Origin of the sequence: Parahoeflea olei (assembly GCF_001703635.1) — a bacterium.
In the GTDB taxonomy this organism is placed as follows: domain Bacteria; phylum Pseudomonadota; class Alphaproteobacteria; order Rhizobiales; family Rhizobiaceae; genus Hoeflea; species Hoeflea olei.
Map to the genome: position 1 here is coordinate 89,611 of NZ_LQZT01000004.1, position 15,866 is coordinate 105,476.

The window sequence follows — 15,866 nt, forward strand, 5'->3', positions numbered from 1 at the left end:
AGGAGCGCTGCCGCGCCCGACTCAGCTGTTCTGGACCTGGTCGACCGCGACGGCCAGCAGTTCCTGCATGTGGCGGCGGATCTGGTGATCCGACTGCTCGACGCCCGCCGCATCGAAATCGCCGCGCACCTTGCGGAACACGTCCTCGTCGCCGACTTCCTCGAGATCGGCCATCACCACCGACTTGGCATAGTCTTCGGCTTCCTGGCCGGATTTGCCGAGCAGTTCGGCAGCCCACAGGCCCAAAAGCTTGTTGCGGCGGGCTTCCGCCTTGAATTTCAGCTCCGCATCGTGGGCAAACTTGTTTTCGAATGCCTTTTCGCGATCATTCATGCTGCTCATGGTTGGCTCCCGGCTTTGAATCGACAGACCCCATATGGGTGTTGGCCCCATAAAACAAAAGAGCGGCGAAAGTGCAATCTAAACCCGCACTGCGCGCGCAAATCGGGGGACACTGCCGATAACGGCGTTGTGAAACGCCGGACAATCGGCTAAAGCACGGCTCAAAATCGACCCAAAGCCGAGTTGCCGCGGCTTCAGCCGGCTCAACTGACAGAGATCCCCACATGACCCGTCGCCGCCGTATCTATGAGGGTAAGGCCAAGATCCTCTATGAAGGCCCCGAACCCGGTACGCTGATCCAGTTCTTCAAGGACGACGCCACCGCCTTCAACAAGAAGAAGCACGATGTCGTTGACGGCAAGGGCGTGCTCAACAACCGGATTTCCGAGTATATCTTCTCGCATCTGAACCGGATCGGCATCCCCACCCACTTCATCCGCCGCATCAACATGCGCGAGCAGCTGATCAAGGAAGTCGAGATCATCCCGCTCGAGGTGGTGGTGCGCAATGTCGCCGCCGGCTCGCTGTCCAAGCGGCTGGGCATCGAGGAAGGCACCGTGCTGCCGCGCTCGATCATCGAATTCTACTACAAGGCCGACGCGCTCGACGACCCGATGGTGTCGGAAGAGCATGTCACCGCCTTCGGCTGGGCAAGCCCCCAGGAAATCGACGACATCATGGCGCTCGCCATCCGCGTCAACGACTTCCTGACCGGCCTGTTCCTGGGCGTCGGCATCCAGCTGGTCGATTTCAAGATCGAATGCGGCCGGCTGTTCGAAGGCGACATGATGCGCATCGTCGTCGCCGACGAGATCTCGCCCGATTCCTGCCGCCTGTGGGACGTCAACACCCAGGCCAAGTTCGACAAGGACGTCTTCCGCCGCGACCTGGGCAACCTGGTCGAAGCCTACCAGGAAGTCGCCCGCCGGCTCGGCATCATGAATGAAAACGAGATGAACCGTCCCTCCGGACCGGTTCTCGTCAAGTAAGCCTGGGGAGTAACCGGAGATGATCAAGGCACGCGTGACAGTGACGCTCAAGAACGGCGTCCTCGACCCGCAGGGCAAGGCCATCGAGCACGCGCTCGGAGGCTTGGGCTTTTCCGGCGTCGGCCAGGTCCGCCAGGGCAAGGTGTTCGACGTGGTGCTGGAGACGTCCGACCGCGCCAAGGCCGAAGCCGAACTCAAGGACATGGCCGCCAAGCTCCTCGCCAACACGGTGATCGAGGATTTTTCGGTCGAGGTGCTCTGAGCCATGAAAGCCGCAGTCGTCCTGCTCCCCGGTTTGAACCGCGATCGCGACATGATCGCGGCGCTGACCAAGATCTCCGGCCAGGCGCCGCAGACGGTCTGGCAAACCGAATCCGCCATCGATGACGATGTCGACCTGATCGTCATTCCCGGCGGTTTTTCCTATGGCGACTACCTGCGCTGCGGCGCCATCGCCGCGCGAATGCCGGTGATGCAGGCGGTGCGCGAGAAGGCCGAAAGGGGCACCCGCGTGATCGGCGTGTGCAACGGCTTCCAGATCCTGCTCGAAGCAGGCCTGCTACCCGGCGCGCTGATGCGCAACGCCTCGCTCAAATTCGTCTGCCGCGAAGTCCGGCTGGAGGTCGCCAACGCCGACACCGCCTTTACCCGCGGCTACAGCCAGGGCCAGATCATCCGCTGCCCGGTGGCCCATCACGACGGCAATTATTTCGCCGAGGCCGACACGCTCAAGCGCATCGAGGACGGCGGCCAGGTGGCGTTCCGCTACACCGCCGAGACCAACCCCAACGGCTCGGTCAACAACATTGCCGGCATCGTCAACGAGGCCGGCAATGTGCTCGGCATGATGCCGCACCCGGAAAACCTGATCGAATCCGCCCATGGCGGCGCCGACGGGCGCGCCCTGTTCGAAGCGGCCCTCGGGCTCGTCGACGCCTGAGGGCATCGATGCAGCAGGCCGCTCACCCGTCGCGCCTGAAAGGGCCTGACAGGGGCGCCACCCGTCTCCGGCCGGATGGCGACGCCGCTTCGCTTGCGTCGTAACGCTTGTCGGTTCGGGGCGCCCCGCCGGTTGCGCCCGCTTCGCGGCATCGGGAATCGTGCTAAGGCACGGGCATGAACGGTCCGGAGCCTTGCCCGGCCCTATCGGGAGACAGCGATGAAGCGATTTTGGCGAATGCATGTCGTGGCCCTGGCGCTGGCGCTCTCGGGCTGCGGCCCGAGTTCCAAGCCCCCTTCGGCCTCGGGCGCGCATGCGGCCGCGGTCGCCACACTGCAGCGCGTCAACACCCAGGCACATGCCTGCTGGCTGAAAGACAGCGCGTTTTCCGGCTACGGCATCGTCCCCGAACTCGACACCGCAGGCACGCCGCGGCTCCTGGTGGTGCCGCGCGGCAAGCCGCAATCGCTGCCGCAGGCGGTGATCGTCGCCTCCGCCGACCGTGCCCAGTTCTACGGGCCGCTCTCCTCCGCGCCGATCGCCACCCGGATCAACTCCGACATTTCGCGCTGGGCGGCGGGCCGGGCCGGCTGCTAGCGGCATCCTGTCCCCAGGCGGACTGCACAGGCCGAATCCACAGATTTGCCCGCAGATCGACGATTGAGGCGAAATTCAAGGTGCCATCCGGCGCGCCAGTGCGCTATAGGCTCGACAACGCGTATGACCAGAAGGGCGACCGCCGCCATGAGCATTTCCAACACGTTCCCGATCACCGAAGACCTGATTGCCGCCCACGGGCTCAAGCCTGACGAGTATCAGCGCATCCTCGACCTGATCGGTCGCGAACCGAGCTTCACCGAACTCGGCATCTTCTCGGCCATGTGGAACGAGCACTGCTCCTACAAGTCCTCGAAAAAGTGGCTCAAGACCCTGCCGACCACCGGTCCGCGGGTGCTGCAGGGACCGGGCGAGAACGCGGGCGTGGTCGATATCGGCGACGGCGATTGCGTGGTCTTCAAGATGGAGAGCCACAACCACCCCTCCTATATCGAGCCCTACCAGGGCGCTGCCACCGGCGTCGGCGGCATCCTGCGCGACGTCTTCACCATGGGCGCCCGCCCGATCGCGGCGATGAACGCGCTCCGCTTCGGCGCCCCCGACCATCCCAAGACCCGGCATCTGGTTTCGGGCGTGGTGGCAGGCGTCGGCGGCTACGGCAATTCCTTCGGCGTGCCGACGGTCGGCGGCGAAGTCGAGTTCGACGCGCGCTACAACGGCAACTGCCTGGTCAACGCCTTTGCGGCCGGCATTGCCAAGACCGACGGCATCTTCCTGTCCGAAGCCAAGGGCGTCGGCCTGCCGGTGGTCTATCTCGGCGCCAAGACCGGCCGTGACGGCGTTGGCGGCGCCACCATGGCCTCGGCCGAATTCGACGAATCGATCGAGGAAAAGCGCCCGACCGTGCAGGTGGGCGACCCGTTCACCGAAAAATGCCTGCTGGAGGCCTGCCTCGAACTGATGCAGACCGGCGCGGTGATCGCCATCCAGGACATGGGCGCGGCAGGCCTGACCTGCTCGGCCGTCGAGATGGGCGCCAAGGGCGATCTCGGCATCGAGCTCGATCTCGACAAGGTGCCGGTGCGCGAAGAGCGCATGAGCGCCTACGAGATGATGCTGTCCGAAAGCCAGGAGCGCATGCTCATGGTGCTCGAACCCTCCAAGGAAGAGGTCGCCAAGGCGATCTTCGTCAAATGGGGCCTCGACTTCGCGATCGTCGGCAAGACCACCGACGACCTGCGCTTCCGGGTGCTGCACCAGGGCGAGGAAGTCGCCAACCTGCCGATCAAGGAGCTGGGCGACGAAGCCCCCGAATATGACCGCGAATGGCGCGAGCTCGGCGGCCTGTCGCCGCTCGCCACATCCGATGTCGAGGAGCCGGACGATTACGCCCAGGCGCTGCTCGATCTTCTGGGCTCCCCCAACAATGCTTCGCGGCGCTGGGTCTGGGAACAGTACGACACCCTGATCCAGGGCAATTCGCTGCAGATCCCGGGCGGCGACGCCGGCGTGGTGCGCGTCGACGGACACGCCACCAAGGCGCTGGCCTTCTCCTCGGACGTGACGCCGCGCTATGTCGAGGCCAACCCGTTCGAAGGCGGCAAGCAGGCGGTGGCCGAATGCTGGCGCAACCTCACCGCCACCGGCGCCGAGCCGCTCGCCGCCACCGACAATCTCAATTTCGGCAATCCCGAGCGGCCCGAGATCATGGGTCAGCTGGTGATGGCGATCCAGGGCATCGGCGAAGCCTGCCGCGCGCTGGATTTCCCGATCGTGTCGGGCAATGTCTCGCTCTACAACGAGACCAATGGCGAGGCGATCCTGCCCACCCCCACCATCGGCGGCGTCGGGCTGATCCCGGACTGGGGCCACATGGCCCGCATCGGCGGCGCCAAGGCGGGCGACGCCGTGATCCTGATCGGCGGCGACGGCAGCCATCTCGGCCAGTCGGCCTGGATGCGCGATTGCCTCCAGCGTGCGGAAGGCGCGCCGCCCCCGGTCGACCTGATGGTCGAACGCCGCAACGGCGATTTCATCCGCTCGGCGATCCGCAACGATCTCGTCACTTCCTGCCACGACATCTCGTCGGGCGGGCTGGCGATCGCGCTTGCCGAAATGGCGATGGCGTCGGATCTCGGCCTGAAACTCGACCTGTCGGACTGCCAGGGGCCGGCGCATGCGCTGCTGTTCGGCGAGGACCAAGCACGCTATGTGATCACCGTGCCAGCCGATCTCGCGGCCTATGTCACAGCCAGCGCCGAGGGCGCGGGCGTGCCGTTCCGCAAGCTCGGCACGGTGGCAGGCAGCAGCCTGCACATCGAGGGGATTCTGTCCGTGCCGCTTGGCGCATTGCGCAACGCCCATGAATCGTGGTTCCCTTCCTTCATGGACACCCCGGCGGCACTTGCCGCCGAATAGCCCGATCAGGAGCCCTGCCCGATGCCGATGAGTGCGAATGACATTGAGAAGATGATCAAGGCTGCGATTCCCGACGCCCAGGTCACGATCCGCGACCTGGCCGGCGACGGCGATCACTACGCGGCCGAAGTGGTCGCCGAGAGTTTTCGGGGCAAGTCCCGCGTGCAGCAGCACCAGATGGTCTACCAGGCACTGCAAGGCAATATGGGCGGCCCGCTGCATGCGCTCGCGCTGCAGACGAGCATTCCCGAATAGGCTCACCCCATGGCCGGATTTCTCGAAGATCTCGTCTCACAGGTCATGGAAGGCGTGGTCGATGGCCTGACCCAAAAGACCACGAAGCGGCGCACGCCGCGCACCAGCACAAGCCGCAAGAAACAGGCGGCCCGGCGCAAGAAATCGGTCAAGACCACGCTTGAAAAGGCGCTGACGGAGGTTCTGTCTGGAACCCAGACCGCCAGCAAGCGGACCAGGACCCGCAAGCTGGCGACACGAGCCACGCGACGCGCCAAGGCCACCCGTGCCCGGACTCCACGCAAGCCCCGGACGCCAGCCTGACGGCAGACCCACGGCGGGAATCTGCTGCTGTGGTCGGCATTTGGAACGACGGCTTCAGCTTTCGGGCGAGCTGGGTTTTTCGAACACCGCCACGATCGGACCGGCCGGCTCGCCCGGGTCGATTTCCATGTCCGTGCCCCAGGCGAGGCTTGAAACGCTGCCGTCGAAAAAGAGCGCGTCGGGGCACTGCGCCACGTCCCGGAACAGCCGCGCGAACGCCCCGAAGCTCACCGGGTCGCGCGTGATCGCGAACACCAGCTTGCCGTCTGCCCGCACGCCCACACCGTTGCGGATATACCGGGTCGTGCCGTCGGGAAGGATGCGCGGATGGATCTCGCCGCCGATCACCAGCATCGGCCCGGACTGGGTGGCAAAGGCAGGCGCGATCCCCGCCTCGCGGTAGGCCTCCGTCTCCATCACCCCTGCCGATCCATCGGCGCGCAAGAAGAACACGCCGTTGGGCTTGAGGTAGAAATTGCCGAACCCGCCACCGGTGTTGAGCGGCGACAGTTCCACCCCGTCCTCGACATAGAGCCCGACCGGCGTCATGTCGGCGTGATACATCCCGGCATTCATGGCGAGCACCGGTGTCCTGCCCTCGGCCGCGAGCGCGGCCACGGCGGAGCGGACCCGCCCATGGGGCTTGCCGCTCTCGCCGCGGTAGACGAGCCTCGTTGCATGATCGGCCGGATCGACCACGCACAGGATCGCGCGCGCGCCCTCGAAGGTCGTTTCGGAACAGATGTCGGGGCGGACCGCTGCCGTCATCGGCGGTGCCTCCCCAGTGCCGGTGGCACGATCGCGGCGCGGCCCGTGCCATGCCAGAAGTGCTGTCGCCGCCGCCACCACGATGAGCGCGATCCAAAAGATGACGGTGCGACGCATCGACATAGTCTCCGGTTAAAAGGGGCTGCTTCTTGTGTTGTCATGCCGGCCGCGTTATCTGAAGGCAAAGAAATATCGTGGCCACACGTTTTGAAAGGATACAACGATGTCAGGCATCAACGAATTCATCGACAACGAAGTCAAAAGCAATGACGTGGTCCTGTTCATGAAGGGCACTCCCCAGTTCCCGCAGTGCGGCTTTTCGGGCCAGGTCGTGCAGATCCTCGATTACCTCGGCGTGCCCTACAAGGGCATCAACGTGCTCGCCGACGACGATCTCCGCAACGGCATCAAGGAATACTCGAACTGGCCGACCATCCCGCAGCTCTACGTCAAGGGCGAGTTCATCGGCGGCTGCGACATCGTCCGCGAGATGTTCCAGTCCGAAGAACTGCAGCAGCACATGGCCCAGGCCGGGGTGCCCGTCAAGGCAGCCTGATGCTCACTTGAAAAACAGACGGCAAGAGGCGGATTTTCCGCCTCTTTTCGTTTCAGGAAACGGCAATTGCCATCACTGACGGGAGTCTCTTCATGACCTGGACCATCTACCTGTCGGGCGAAATCCACACCGACTGGCGCGAACGGATCGAATCCGGCGCCGCGGAGGCGGGCCTCGCCGTGCGCTTCACCGCACCGGTCACGCATCACGAAGCCTCGGACGACGCCGGCGTCGCGATCCTCGGCGCGGAAGCCGAAAAATTCTGGCACGACCACAAGGGCGCGCAGGTCAACGCCATCCGCACCCGCACCCTGATCGGCAAGGCCGACATCGTGGTCGTCCGCTTCGGCGAGAAATACAAGCAGTGGAATGCAGCTTTCGACGCGGGCTACGCGGCAGCGCTCGGCAAGCCACTGATCGTCATGCACCAGGACGAGCACGCCCACGCGCTCAAGGAGGTCGATGCGGCAGCGCTCGCCGTCGCCAAGACCCCGGAGCAGGTGGTCGCCATCCTGCGCTATGTCATCGACGGCGCGCTCGAGGGTTACACCGATGGCAAGGACGCCGCCCGATGACGACGCCGTCCTATTCGGGCTTCGGCGACAAGGCCCTGCCCTTTCTCAAGGCACTCGGCTTCCACCAGAGCCGCGAGTGGTTTCAGGACAACAGGGATCTGTTCGAGGAACATTTGAACGCGCCGCGCGCCCGGTTGCTCGACGATCTCGCCGAACGTCTCGCCCGCGAGAAGATCCCGCTCACCTGTTCGCCGAAAACCTCGACCTTCCGCATCAACCGCGATGTCCGCTTCACCAAGGAAAAACATCCCGACAACACCCATGTGAGCGCGGTCATCACCCGCTCGGGCACCAAGAAGGACCAGGGCCTGCTCTATGTCCACGTCTCGCCCGACGACAGCTTCCTATCGACTGGCTTCTACGCCATGGAAGCCGACGAACTGCGGGCGTTCCGCGAGGCCATCGTCGCCCGCCCGCAGCAGTTCGCGGCAGCCGTCGCGCCGCTCGTTGCACTCGGCTTCAGCTTCGACCGCGAAGACGCGCTCAAGCGCACACCGCGCGGTTTCGAACACGTGACAGACCCCGGGACCCTCGATCTCGTCAAACTCCGGCACCTGACGCTGTCGCGGCGCTTTTCACCCGACCGGCTTAGGGATAGGTTGCTGCTCGACGATCTCGTCGAACTGGCACGGGCAGCCCAGCCATTCCTCGGGTTCGGCTGGCGGGCGATCGATCCGGTCCGCGCCGCCCGGGATGAAGCAAGCCGCTGAAAGGGTGCACCATGCCGAAACGACTGATGACGGGACTGATGGCCGGTATCCTGGCCTTTTTGCCGGCCACCTCGCACGCAGCCGACGCCAACGACATCGACCTGAAACTGTTCGGCGACGACGTCACCGACGGCTGGGAGGGGTGTCGGCTCGCCTTCTGGCAACAGGACCGCGATCCCACCGAGGACCGCTACGCCTATGTCTTTTTCGCGCCAATTCCGGATGGCGAGGCTCTGCCCGCCTGGGTCAAGATCGGCGACGAGGTGACCGATGTCTCTCCTGTCGACATCGGCTCCGCGGAAACCGGCATGCTGGAACCCTTCCGCCTCTACCGCGGCCAGGACGGCAGTCTGACCGTGATGATGGAAATCTTCGAGCAGGCCCGCTCCGATCGCGGTATCGAGGTGTCGAGCGGGCGCCTCACCTTTCTCGAGAGCGACAAATTTCCCTTCGCGGTGCGCGTCAAGGGCCTCAATGGCTGCCCGGCCGGCATGGAGTCCGCGGACGGGGACAGCGCCGGTGACGGCTTGGGCCTCACGCTCGGCGCCGAGCGCCAGTTGGACGGACTGGACCAGATCCCCGCCGCGGTGATGAAGGCCGTCGCCGAATACGGTTCGCTCTGCGATCCCCAGAGCACGGCCGGCTATTCCTCGGCCTACCCGGTCTCCGACGACATCACGCTCTGGCAGGTGCCCTGCAATCTCTTCGCCAGCAGCGCCTCCAGCGTGTTCGTGGCGAGCTACGCCTCCGCGCCCGATGTCGCCCAGGTCTTGTCCTTTCCGCGCGAACCGGGATCGACGGAGGCGGACATGATCGAGATCGTCGATGCCGTGGTCACGCCTCAATCGGCAACCGTGGAATCGGCTTCTCTGGACAGCGGCGGCGATTGCGGCACCTATGCACGGCACCAGCTCGTGGCCGCCCCTGGCGAAGTGGTCGAATTCGAACTCCGCGAGTTTCGCGCCAAAGCCGTCTGCGACGGGGTGGCGACCGAGCCTGCCGAGTTCCCGCTGGTCTACGAAAGCCGCTAGCCGACCGGCGGCACGGCGACGATCCGGCCCTCGCGCGCCGACCGGGTCATGGCGTCGATCAACGCATGCACGTGAAGCGCATCGCGGCCGGTCACGCGCGGCGGCCGGCCGCGGCGCACCGCGTCGGCGAAATCCGTGATCAACGCGGCATGCCAGTCACAGGGAAACGCCATCGGATCCGCGCCGCCGCCCGTGCCCGAGGGCGCGCAGAAGGTGTCACGCCGCCCGTCATGCCAGGTGACCACGAGTTCCCCGCCGCAGAGTTTCGCCGACCCCAACGTGCCGTCGATCGCGATGGTTTCGGCGCCGCCGGGAAAGGCCGCCGTCGTCGCGGTTACGGATCCCACCGCCCCGGAGCGGAAGCGGATGCCCGCCGCAACGAAATCCTCGGCCTCCATCGCATGCAGCCGCGTGGTCGCGAAAAACGCCTGCACGCTTTCTGCCGGCCCGACCAGGCTCAGCATCAGGTCCAGGATATGGATCGCCTGGGTGATCAGCACACCGCCGCCATCGCGGTCATGGCTGCCGCGCCCAGGCTGGTCGTAATAGGCCTGGTCGCGCCACCACGGCAGGTCGACGCGCACGGCGACGATCTCGCCCAGCACGCTGGCGTCGAGCAGCTCGCGCAGCCGCTGCATGTCGGGCCGGAACCGGTGCTGCAACACGATGCCGAGATGAACGCCCGCGCGGTCGCAGATCTCCACCAGTTGCCGTGCCGCGGCATAGGTGCGCTCGACCGGCTTCTCCATGAGAATGGGCTTGCCCGCCCGCGCGAGCGCCTCGACGAGGTCCAGCCGCTGGTCCGGCGGCGTGGCGAGGATCACGCCGTCGATCGATGCATCCGCGCAGATCTCCCCGATCCCGTCGTAACGGCGCAGGCCGGCCGGTCCCGCCACGGCGTCGGCGGTCGCGCGGCTGCGGCTCATGACCCCGGACAGCTCCACCCCGTCGAGCGGCAGCCCGAGCGCGGCCAGATGCGGCCTGGTCGCCATGCCGAGCCCGATCAGGGCCAGACGCACCGGTCTGATGTCGTTCATCACCTGTCTCCTCCGCGTTCGCGCCCGCCCGCGCCACCCCGGCATGAAACCATTTCCCGCATGCCGCGCACAGGATTTTGTATGCCCCGATCACGCAGATGTCAGCTTTCGCGCACCTTTCCCCGTCTTGCCCGATCCTGCCTCCGGGTCTATGAAAGCCTCTGGTGGTGCGCATTTCAGCCGGCTCCTTACTCCCCAGACCGCAATGGTCCAGGCATGGCGCCTTGAAGATGGTGCCTGTGGGGAGAGTTTTTGCAACGAACAGATATCAGAGCGCGGTCTGTTCCCGACAGGATGGATATTTGATGCACGGAACATCGGCGCCAGCCGCAAGCCAGCCCGCGACCATCGGAGGCATCGGCCGCCCGCAATTCATCGCCATCGTCGCCTCGCTGATGGCGCTCAACGCGCTCGCCATCGACATCATGCTGCCGGCCTTCCCCAATATCGCCGAGGGCCTCGGCGTGGACGATGCCAACCGCGTCCAGTTCGTGCTTCTGTCCTACATCATCGGCTTCGGCGGCGCGCAGCTGATCTTTGGGCCGATTTCCGACCGCTTCGGCCGGCGCAAGCCGCTGTTCGTGGGCATCGCGCTCTATGCGACCTGCTGCATCGCCGGGGCGCTGGCGCCGAGCTTCGAATTCCTGCTGCTGGCCCGCTTCCTGCAGGGCATCGGCGCGGCGGCCACCCGCGTGATCGCGCTGTCGGTGGTGCGCGACACCCATTCCGGCCGCGGCATGGCGGCAACCATGTCGCTGGTGATGATGGTGTTCATGGTGGTCCCGGTGTTCGCGCCGATGATGGGCCAGGTGATCATCCTTGGCGGAGAATGGCATCTCATCTTCATCTTCATGGCGACGGTTTCGCTCGTCGTCGGCTTCTGGGCGGCGATGCGCCTGCCCGAGACGCTCAAGCCCGAACGCCGCCGGCCGCTCACCATCGCCAGCATCGGCCAGGCTTTTTCCATCGTGCTGACCAACCGCATCGCGCTGTTCTACACGCTGGCCACCAGCTTCTATTTCGGCTCGCTGTTCGGCTTTCTCAATGTCGCCCAGCCGATCTATGTCGAGATCTATGGCCTGGGCGAGTATTTCCCGATCGCCTTTGCCGCGGTCGCCGTCGTCATGGCCGGATCCTCGTTCCTGAATTCGCGCCTCGTCGGCCGCCTGGGCCAGCGCCGGCTCTCGCACGGGGCGCTGATCGCCTATCTGGTTCTCGCCACCATTCTCGCCGGCCTCACCGCCATGGGGCCGATCCCGTTCTGGGTATTCTTCGGCATCTCGCTGTTCATGATGCCGCTGTTCGGCTTCGTCGGCTCGAACTTCAACTCGCTCGCCATGGAGCCGCTCGGCGCGATCGCCGGCACCGCTTCATCGACCCTTGGCTTTGCCCAGACGGTGGGCGGCGGACTGGTCGGGGCAGCGATCGGCCAGGCTTACAACGGCTCCGTGTTCCCGCTCGCCGCCGGTTATGCGCTGGTTTCCGGCATCGCCCTGGTGATGGTGCTGATCGCAGAAAAGGGCCGCCTGTTCGGCGTCGGCACCCAGGATTGAGCCATCGCCGGATCACCGGAACCTGCCTGGCGCGCAGCACCGGTGACACGGTTGGCGCGCCTGCACATAAGCCTTTAAATTCAACATGTTGCATTCTTCGGATTTCAGCCGGACGTTAAGCGCCCGTTAACCATCGACCGGCTCTATGGGCTGAATTACGCAGCCCCTTCTTTGTTGCCAAAGAATTTTAGACCGCAGATTTCATGACCAGTCTTCATACCAATGCCGGCGCCATGTCGGCGCTCCAGACGCTGCGCTCGATCGGCGCGAGCCTGACGACGGCGCAGAGGGCCATAAGTTCCGGCCTCGACGTCCAGACAGCTGCCGACAACGCGGCCTACTGGTCGATTTCCACGACGATGCGCTCGGACCACAAGGCGCTCTCGACAGTCACGGACGCGCTCGGACTGGGCGCCGCTGCAGCCGAAGTGGCCTACACGGCAACCGATTCGATCGTGGATGTCCTGACGACATTCAAGGCGCGGCTGGTCGCTGCGAAAGAAGACGGAATAGACAAATCCAAAATCCAGGCGGAACTCTCCGAACTCGTCAAGCAGACCCGGAGCGTGGTGGGTGCGGCGAGTTTCGGCGGCGTCAACTGGCTGGAGACCTCCGCCCCCTCGCATTTGATGAACACGCCGGATCTGCACACCTCCGTGGTCTCCGGTTTCGTGCGGTCAGCCGGCGGTTCTGTCGCGGCAAAAACAACCGAGCTGAACCTCAAGATGACGAGCATGCTCAATGACGGCGGAGGCGGCATTCTGCAAAAGGAATTGGGCGGGATCGGAGACATCGGCGGGTTCCGGGGAACCAACGCCAATTCGATCGCGCATCAGGGCCATGAGGCCCGCACTTTCACCGGGCCGGCGAGCTTCGGCGCGACGGACTATGTCGAGTTCGATCTCCTCGTCGATGCCGGGGCCTTGTCGGCCGGCCAGACATTCGCAGGACTGCGGATCGACAAGGCCCTGGTCGATGCAGCGCTCGGAACGTCCGATGGCACCATCAGCACGGGAGCCGAAATGAGGACGGTGCTCGAGAAGCTCTTTGTCGACAACTCCATTCCCGCGACAGCCTACGAGACCATGTTTTCCAGCACCGATCCCTCCAAATTCGAGATCGGCTCTCTCGAGACATCCGGCGAGCCCGGTTCGAGCATCGAGGTCATGAACGTCAATTCCAGTTTTGGAGGCGCCTACCCGCCAGGCTATGCCCTGGGCCTGGAGAACCCGCCTTACAGGGATCATGACAACATGTATCCGTCGGCCGATATCACGTTCAGCAAACCGTTCACGGTTTCGCCGACCAGCTCCTTCTGGTTTGACGTCCAGGTTGGGACCGGCGCGCTGACCACCCACACCGTCGATCGCAGCGTGGTGGATGCCGCCCTCGGCACGACAGACGGATATATCGCCGATGCGACCGCTCTTGCCACGGTGCTCGCGTATGTGGCGGCGCCGAGCAATCTGGCGGTGACCGCAAACGGCACCGAGATCACCTTTTCAGCGGATCTTTCGGTCTATCCGGAGGCCGGCAATCGCGCCGCCCGGGTGAATGTCGGCAATGTGCAGTCGAATCCGAGCTGGGCTCTGGAGTTCGACCTTGACGAGGTCGACATCACGGGCGACGACTTCACGCTCGACGAATATATCCGCGGCGTGGAATTCATGCTCAAGGGGTCCATTGCGAGCGCCAGCCTACTCGGCTCGCTCCAGTCCCGCATCGATCTCCAGAGTGAATTCACGACGACCCTGATGTCCTCGATCGACAGGGGCATCGGACGCCTCGTCGATGCGGACATGAATGAGCAGTCGACCCGCCTCAAGGCTCTCCAGACACAGCAGCAACTGGCGATGCAGTCGCTTCAGATCGCCAATTCAAACGCGGAAAGCATCCTCGCCCTGTTCCGGTGATCAGATCAGCGATCGATGAACTGCCGCGCCGCGCACCCGTTCGGATGCGCGGCGCTTTAAAACCTTGAATGAATGCCTGGCGTTGGCGTTCAAATGAATCCGTTTGAACGCGACAAGCATTAGGCCCGCCAAAGCGCCTCGCGCACGATCTGCCAGCTGTCGGGATCGGTGGCCGCAAGCACCCCGCCCTCGACATGGTCGGGCCGGTAGGCTTCGCCGTCGAAGCGGCGGACATGCCCGCCCGCTTCCTGCGTGATCAGCGCACCGGCCAGATGATCCCACGGCATCAGCTTGTTGTAGAGCGCGAAGTGGATGTGACCGCCGGCGAGCAGCCGGTATTCCTGCGCCGCACAGCGATAGGCGACGCTGCCCAGGCACTGGCCCTGGTTGCGCGCCACCCGGCTGCGCTCGGGCTCCGCCATGTATTGCCAGGACGCCGAGCCGATCATCGCGCCGATCGAACCGGCGGGCTCCGCCACCTTGAGCGCGCTTTCGCGCCCGTCGCCGCGCCTCAGGGCCGCGCCCGCGCCCTTCTCGGCCAGGATCCAGTCGCGGCCGACGGGATCGTGGATGATGCCGGCGATGGTTTCGCCATCCCTGACCACCGCCAGCATCACGCCGAAGGCGGCCACGCCGGAGGCGAAATTGAAGGTGCCGTCGATCGGGTCGATCACGAAGGCGAGTTGATCGGTCTTCCACCAGCCGTCGAGCAGCGTGGGATCGTCGGCAACCGCTTCCTCGCCGATCACGACGGCGCCGGGAAAGCGCGCGCGCAGCTCAGCCGTGATCATCCGTTCTGCCGCGACATCGGCTTCGGTCACGAGATCGGCGGCCGACGTCTTCTGCTGGACCGCGCCGTCACCCAGATTGCGGAACCGCGGCATGACCTGTTCGCTCCCGGCCCGCGCCAGAAGATCCGTGAGCCAGTCGATGTCGTTTGCGCCAAGCGATGTCATGCCTCTGCCTTTTCCTCAGTGAGCGACAGGCTCGCGAAATCGAACAGCGACCTGTCGAGAAGATGGGATGCGCGCACATTGCCGAGCGCGCGGATCATCGTGTCCTTGCGGCCCGGCATGCGCCGTTCGATATCGGCGATCATCGCCTTCATCGCGTTGCGCTGCAGGCCGTCCTGCGAGCCGCAGAGGTCGCAGGGGATGATCGGAAACTGAAGCGCCTCGGCGAAGCGGACGAGATCCTCCTCGGCGCAATAGGCGAGCGGCCGAAGCACCTGCACGTCGCCCTCGTCGTTCAAAAGCTTCGGCGGCATCGCCGCGAGACGTCCACCATGAAACAGGTTGAGGAAGAATGTCTCGAGAATGTCGTCGCGGTGGTGGCCGAGCACCAGCGCCTCGCAGCCCTCCTCGCGCGCCACGCGGTAGAGGTTGCCCCGCCTGAGCCGCGAGCACAGTGCGCAATAAGTGGCTCCTTCGGGCACCTTCTCGGTCACCACCGAATAGGTGTCGCGGTACTCGATCCGGTGCGGAATGCCGTGGGCACTGAGATAGTCGGGCAGAACGTGCTTCGGGAAATTCGGCTGGCCCTGGTCGAGATTGCAGGCGATCAGGTCGACCGGCAGCAGCCCGCGCCATTTCAGATCCATCAGCAGTGCCAGGAGGCCGTAGGAATCCTTGCCGCCCGACAGCGCCACCAGCCAGCGCGGCCGCGCACCCGATGCCGCCGCATCATGGTCGACCATGCCGAAATCCTCGATCGCCTGGCGCACATTGCGGATGAGCCGCTTGCGCAGCTTGTTGAAGCTGACGCTTGATGGCGCATGCGCATAGACCGACGGCCCGGCGCCGGCATCCGGTTCTGTGATCTCTGAGGGAGGCGTCATTTGGTTCATGGCGTTGGGGATGAGCACTTTGCGCGTATCCGTCAAGCCCGAACACGCATCCGTGCCCGCGTAAACTTGCGC

General features: G+C 64.9%; 18 protein-coding genes. 13 read left to right on the plus strand and 5 right to left on the minus strand.

From position 1 onward, the window contains the following. Positions 1-21 precede the first annotated feature (21 nt). Positions 22-342 carry a DUF1476 domain-containing protein gene (locus AWJ14_RS05090; RefSeq protein ID WP_066175781.1) on the minus strand — a complete coding sequence of 107 codons (321 nt, stop codon included), beginning with the start codon at positions 340-342 and terminating at the stop codon, positions 22-24. A gap of 224 nt (positions 343-566) precedes the next feature. Between AWJ14_RS05090 and purC the strand changes: the two genes are divergently transcribed. From purC to AWJ14_RS05125, 7 genes are all read left to right on the plus strand, one after another. Then, on the plus strand, positions 567-1,331 hold the full coding sequence (gene purC, locus AWJ14_RS05095; RefSeq protein ID WP_066175784.1) for a phosphoribosylaminoimidazolesuccinocarboxamide synthase: 765 nt from the start codon (positions 567-569) through the stop codon (positions 1,329-1,331). 19 nt (positions 1,332-1,350) lie between these two features. Next, complete coding sequence (purS, locus tag AWJ14_RS05100) at positions 1,351-1,593, plus strand: phosphoribosylformylglycinamidine synthase subunit PurS (RefSeq protein ID WP_066175787.1); 243 nt, start codon at positions 1,351-1,353, stop codon at positions 1,591-1,593. A 3-nt stretch (positions 1,594-1,596) separates the two neighbouring features. Next, on the plus strand, positions 1,597-2,271 hold the full coding sequence (purQ, locus tag AWJ14_RS05105) for a phosphoribosylformylglycinamidine synthase subunit PurQ (protein ID WP_066175790.1): 675 nt from the start codon (positions 1,597-1,599) through the stop codon (positions 2,269-2,271). Between the two features lie 219 nt (positions 2,272-2,490). Next, positions 2,491-2,868, plus strand: a complete 378-nt coding sequence (locus AWJ14_RS05110) for a hypothetical protein (protein ID WP_066175792.1) — start codon at positions 2,491-2,493, stop codon at positions 2,866-2,868. A gap of 147 nt (positions 2,869-3,015) precedes the next feature. Next, positions 3,016-5,247, plus strand: coding sequence for a phosphoribosylformylglycinamidine synthase subunit PurL (gene purL / locus AWJ14_RS05115; RefSeq protein WP_066175796.1), 2,232 nt, complete (start codon positions 3,016-3,018; stop codon positions 5,245-5,247). Between the two features lie 21 nt (positions 5,248-5,268). Then, positions 5,269-5,502 (plus strand): BolA/IbaG family iron-sulfur metabolism protein, encoded by a 234-nt coding sequence (locus tag AWJ14_RS05120; RefSeq protein WP_066175798.1) that lies wholly within the window; start codon positions 5,269-5,271, stop codon positions 5,500-5,502. A gap of 9 nt (positions 5,503-5,511) precedes the next feature. Then, positions 5,512-5,805 carry a hypothetical protein gene (locus tag AWJ14_RS05125; protein ID WP_066175802.1) on the plus strand — a complete coding sequence of 98 codons (294 nt, stop codon included), beginning with the start codon at positions 5,512-5,514 and terminating at the stop codon, positions 5,803-5,805. Between the two features lie 54 nt (positions 5,806-5,859). On the opposite strand, the gene AWJ14_RS05130 is transcribed toward AWJ14_RS05125, so the two are convergent. Next, complete coding sequence (locus AWJ14_RS05130; RefSeq protein ID WP_245304136.1) at positions 5,860-6,690, minus strand: phosphodiester glycosidase family protein; 831 nt, start codon at positions 6,688-6,690, stop codon at positions 5,860-5,862. A gap of 106 nt (positions 6,691-6,796) precedes the next feature. Here AWJ14_RS05130 and grxD point away from each other — a divergent pair, with 106 nt between their 5' ends. The 4 genes from grxD to AWJ14_RS05150 all read left to right on the plus strand — a co-directional run bounded on the left by grxD (position 6,797) and on the right by AWJ14_RS05150 (position 9,445). Beyond that, complete coding sequence (gene grxD, locus AWJ14_RS05135; RefSeq protein WP_066175808.1) at positions 6,797-7,129, plus strand: Grx4 family monothiol glutaredoxin; 333 nt, start codon at positions 6,797-6,799, stop codon at positions 7,127-7,129. A gap of 92 nt (positions 7,130-7,221) precedes the next feature. After that, positions 7,222-7,704, plus strand: coding sequence for a YtoQ family protein (locus AWJ14_RS05140; protein ID WP_066175811.1), 483 nt, complete (start codon positions 7,222-7,224; stop codon positions 7,702-7,704). Further along, complete coding sequence (locus tag AWJ14_RS05145) at positions 7,701-8,414, plus strand: TIGR02453 family protein (RefSeq protein ID WP_066175812.1); 714 nt, start codon at positions 7,701-7,703, stop codon at positions 8,412-8,414. The genes AWJ14_RS05140 and AWJ14_RS05145 overlap by 4 nt, the downstream gene beginning before the upstream one ends. 11 nt (positions 8,415-8,425) lie before the next feature. After that, on the plus strand, positions 8,426-9,445 hold the full coding sequence (locus AWJ14_RS05150) for a hypothetical protein (RefSeq protein ID WP_139112536.1): 1,020 nt from the start codon (positions 8,426-8,428) through the stop codon (positions 9,443-9,445). Here AWJ14_RS05150 and AWJ14_RS05155 read toward each other — a convergent pair. Further along, positions 9,442-10,482: a Gfo/Idh/MocA family protein gene (locus AWJ14_RS05155; protein ID WP_066175818.1), complete on the minus strand. Its 1,041-nt coding sequence runs from the start codon at positions 10,480-10,482 to the stop codon at positions 9,442-9,444. The two genes, AWJ14_RS05150 and AWJ14_RS05155, sit on opposite strands and share 4 nt — an antisense overlap. A 356-nt stretch (positions 10,483-10,838) precedes the next feature. On the opposite strand from AWJ14_RS05155, the gene AWJ14_RS05160 reads away from it, so the two are divergent. Both AWJ14_RS05160 and AWJ14_RS05165 read left to right on the plus strand, forming a co-directional pair. After that, positions 10,839-12,035, plus strand: coding sequence for a multidrug effflux MFS transporter (locus AWJ14_RS05160; protein WP_066175979.1), 1,197 nt, complete (start codon positions 10,839-10,841; stop codon positions 12,033-12,035). Between the two features lie 203 nt (positions 12,036-12,238). Further along, positions 12,239-13,948: a flagellin N-terminal helical domain-containing protein gene (locus tag AWJ14_RS05165; RefSeq protein WP_066175823.1), complete on the plus strand. Its 1,710-nt coding sequence runs from the start codon at positions 12,239-12,241 to the stop codon at positions 13,946-13,948. 119 nt (positions 13,949-14,067) lie between these two features. Here the strand turns inward: AWJ14_RS05165 and AWJ14_RS05170 are convergent, their stop codons facing one another. After that, a complete protein-coding gene (locus AWJ14_RS05170; protein ID WP_066175826.1) occupies positions 14,068-14,904 on the minus strand; it encodes an inositol monophosphatase family protein in 837 nt (278 codons plus the stop codon). Then, entirely contained in the window at positions 14,901-15,785 is an 885-nt protein-coding gene (gene ttcA, locus AWJ14_RS05175; protein ID WP_425349612.1) for a tRNA 2-thiocytidine(32) synthetase TtcA, read from the minus strand. Before ttcA ends, AWJ14_RS05170 begins: the two co-directional genes overlap by 4 nt. Positions 15,786-15,866 lie beyond the last annotated feature (81 nt).

Excerpts from the sequence above, each read along its gene's own strand:
- AWJ14_RS05090 (WP_066175781.1), bottom strand. The coding sequence starts at position 342 with ATGAGCAGCATGAATGATCGCGAAAAGGCATTCGAAAACAAGTTTGCC.
- purC (WP_066175784.1), top strand. The coding sequence starts at position 567 with ATGACCCGTCGCCGCCGTATCTATGAGGGTAAGGCCAAGATCCTCTAT.
- purS (WP_066175787.1), top strand. The coding sequence starts at position 1,351 with ATGATCAAGGCACGCGTGACAGTGACGCTCAAGAACGGCGTCCTCGAC.
- purQ (WP_066175790.1), top strand. The coding sequence starts at position 1,597 with ATGAAAGCCGCAGTCGTCCTGCTCCCCGGTTTGAACCGCGATCGCGAC.
- AWJ14_RS05110 (WP_066175792.1), top strand. The coding sequence starts at position 2,491 with ATGAAGCGATTTTGGCGAATGCATGTCGTGGCCCTGGCGCTGGCGCTC.
- purL (WP_066175796.1), top strand. The coding sequence starts at position 3,016 with ATGAGCATTTCCAACACGTTCCCGATCACCGAAGACCTGATTGCCGCC.
- AWJ14_RS05120 (WP_066175798.1), top strand. The coding sequence starts at position 5,269 with ATGCCGATGAGTGCGAATGACATTGAGAAGATGATCAAGGCTGCGATT.
- AWJ14_RS05125 (WP_066175802.1), top strand. The coding sequence starts at position 5,512 with ATGGCCGGATTTCTCGAAGATCTCGTCTCACAGGTCATGGAAGGCGTG.
- AWJ14_RS05130 (WP_245304136.1), bottom strand. The coding sequence starts at position 6,690 with ATGCGTCGCACCGTCATCTTTTGGATCGCGCTCATCGTGGTGGCGGCG.
- grxD (WP_066175808.1), top strand. The coding sequence starts at position 6,797 with ATGTCAGGCATCAACGAATTCATCGACAACGAAGTCAAAAGCAATGAC.
- AWJ14_RS05140 (WP_066175811.1), top strand. The coding sequence starts at position 7,222 with ATGACCTGGACCATCTACCTGTCGGGCGAAATCCACACCGACTGGCGC.
- AWJ14_RS05145 (WP_066175812.1), top strand. The coding sequence starts at position 7,701 with ATGACGACGCCGTCCTATTCGGGCTTCGGCGACAAGGCCCTGCCCTTT.
- AWJ14_RS05150 (WP_139112536.1), top strand. The coding sequence starts at position 8,426 with ATGCCGAAACGACTGATGACGGGACTGATGGCCGGTATCCTGGCCTTT.
- AWJ14_RS05155 (WP_066175818.1), bottom strand. The coding sequence starts at position 10,482 with ATGAACGACATCAGACCGGTGCGTCTGGCCCTGATCGGGCTCGGCATG.
- AWJ14_RS05165 (WP_066175823.1), top strand. The coding sequence starts at position 12,239 with ATGACCAGTCTTCATACCAATGCCGGCGCCATGTCGGCGCTCCAGACG.
- AWJ14_RS05170 (WP_066175826.1), bottom strand. The coding sequence starts at position 14,904 with ATGACATCGCTTGGCGCAAACGACATCGACTGGCTCACGGATCTTCTG.
- ttcA (WP_425349612.1), bottom strand. The coding sequence starts at position 15,785 with ATGACGCCTCCCTCAGAGATCACAGAACCGGATGCCGGCGCCGGGCCG.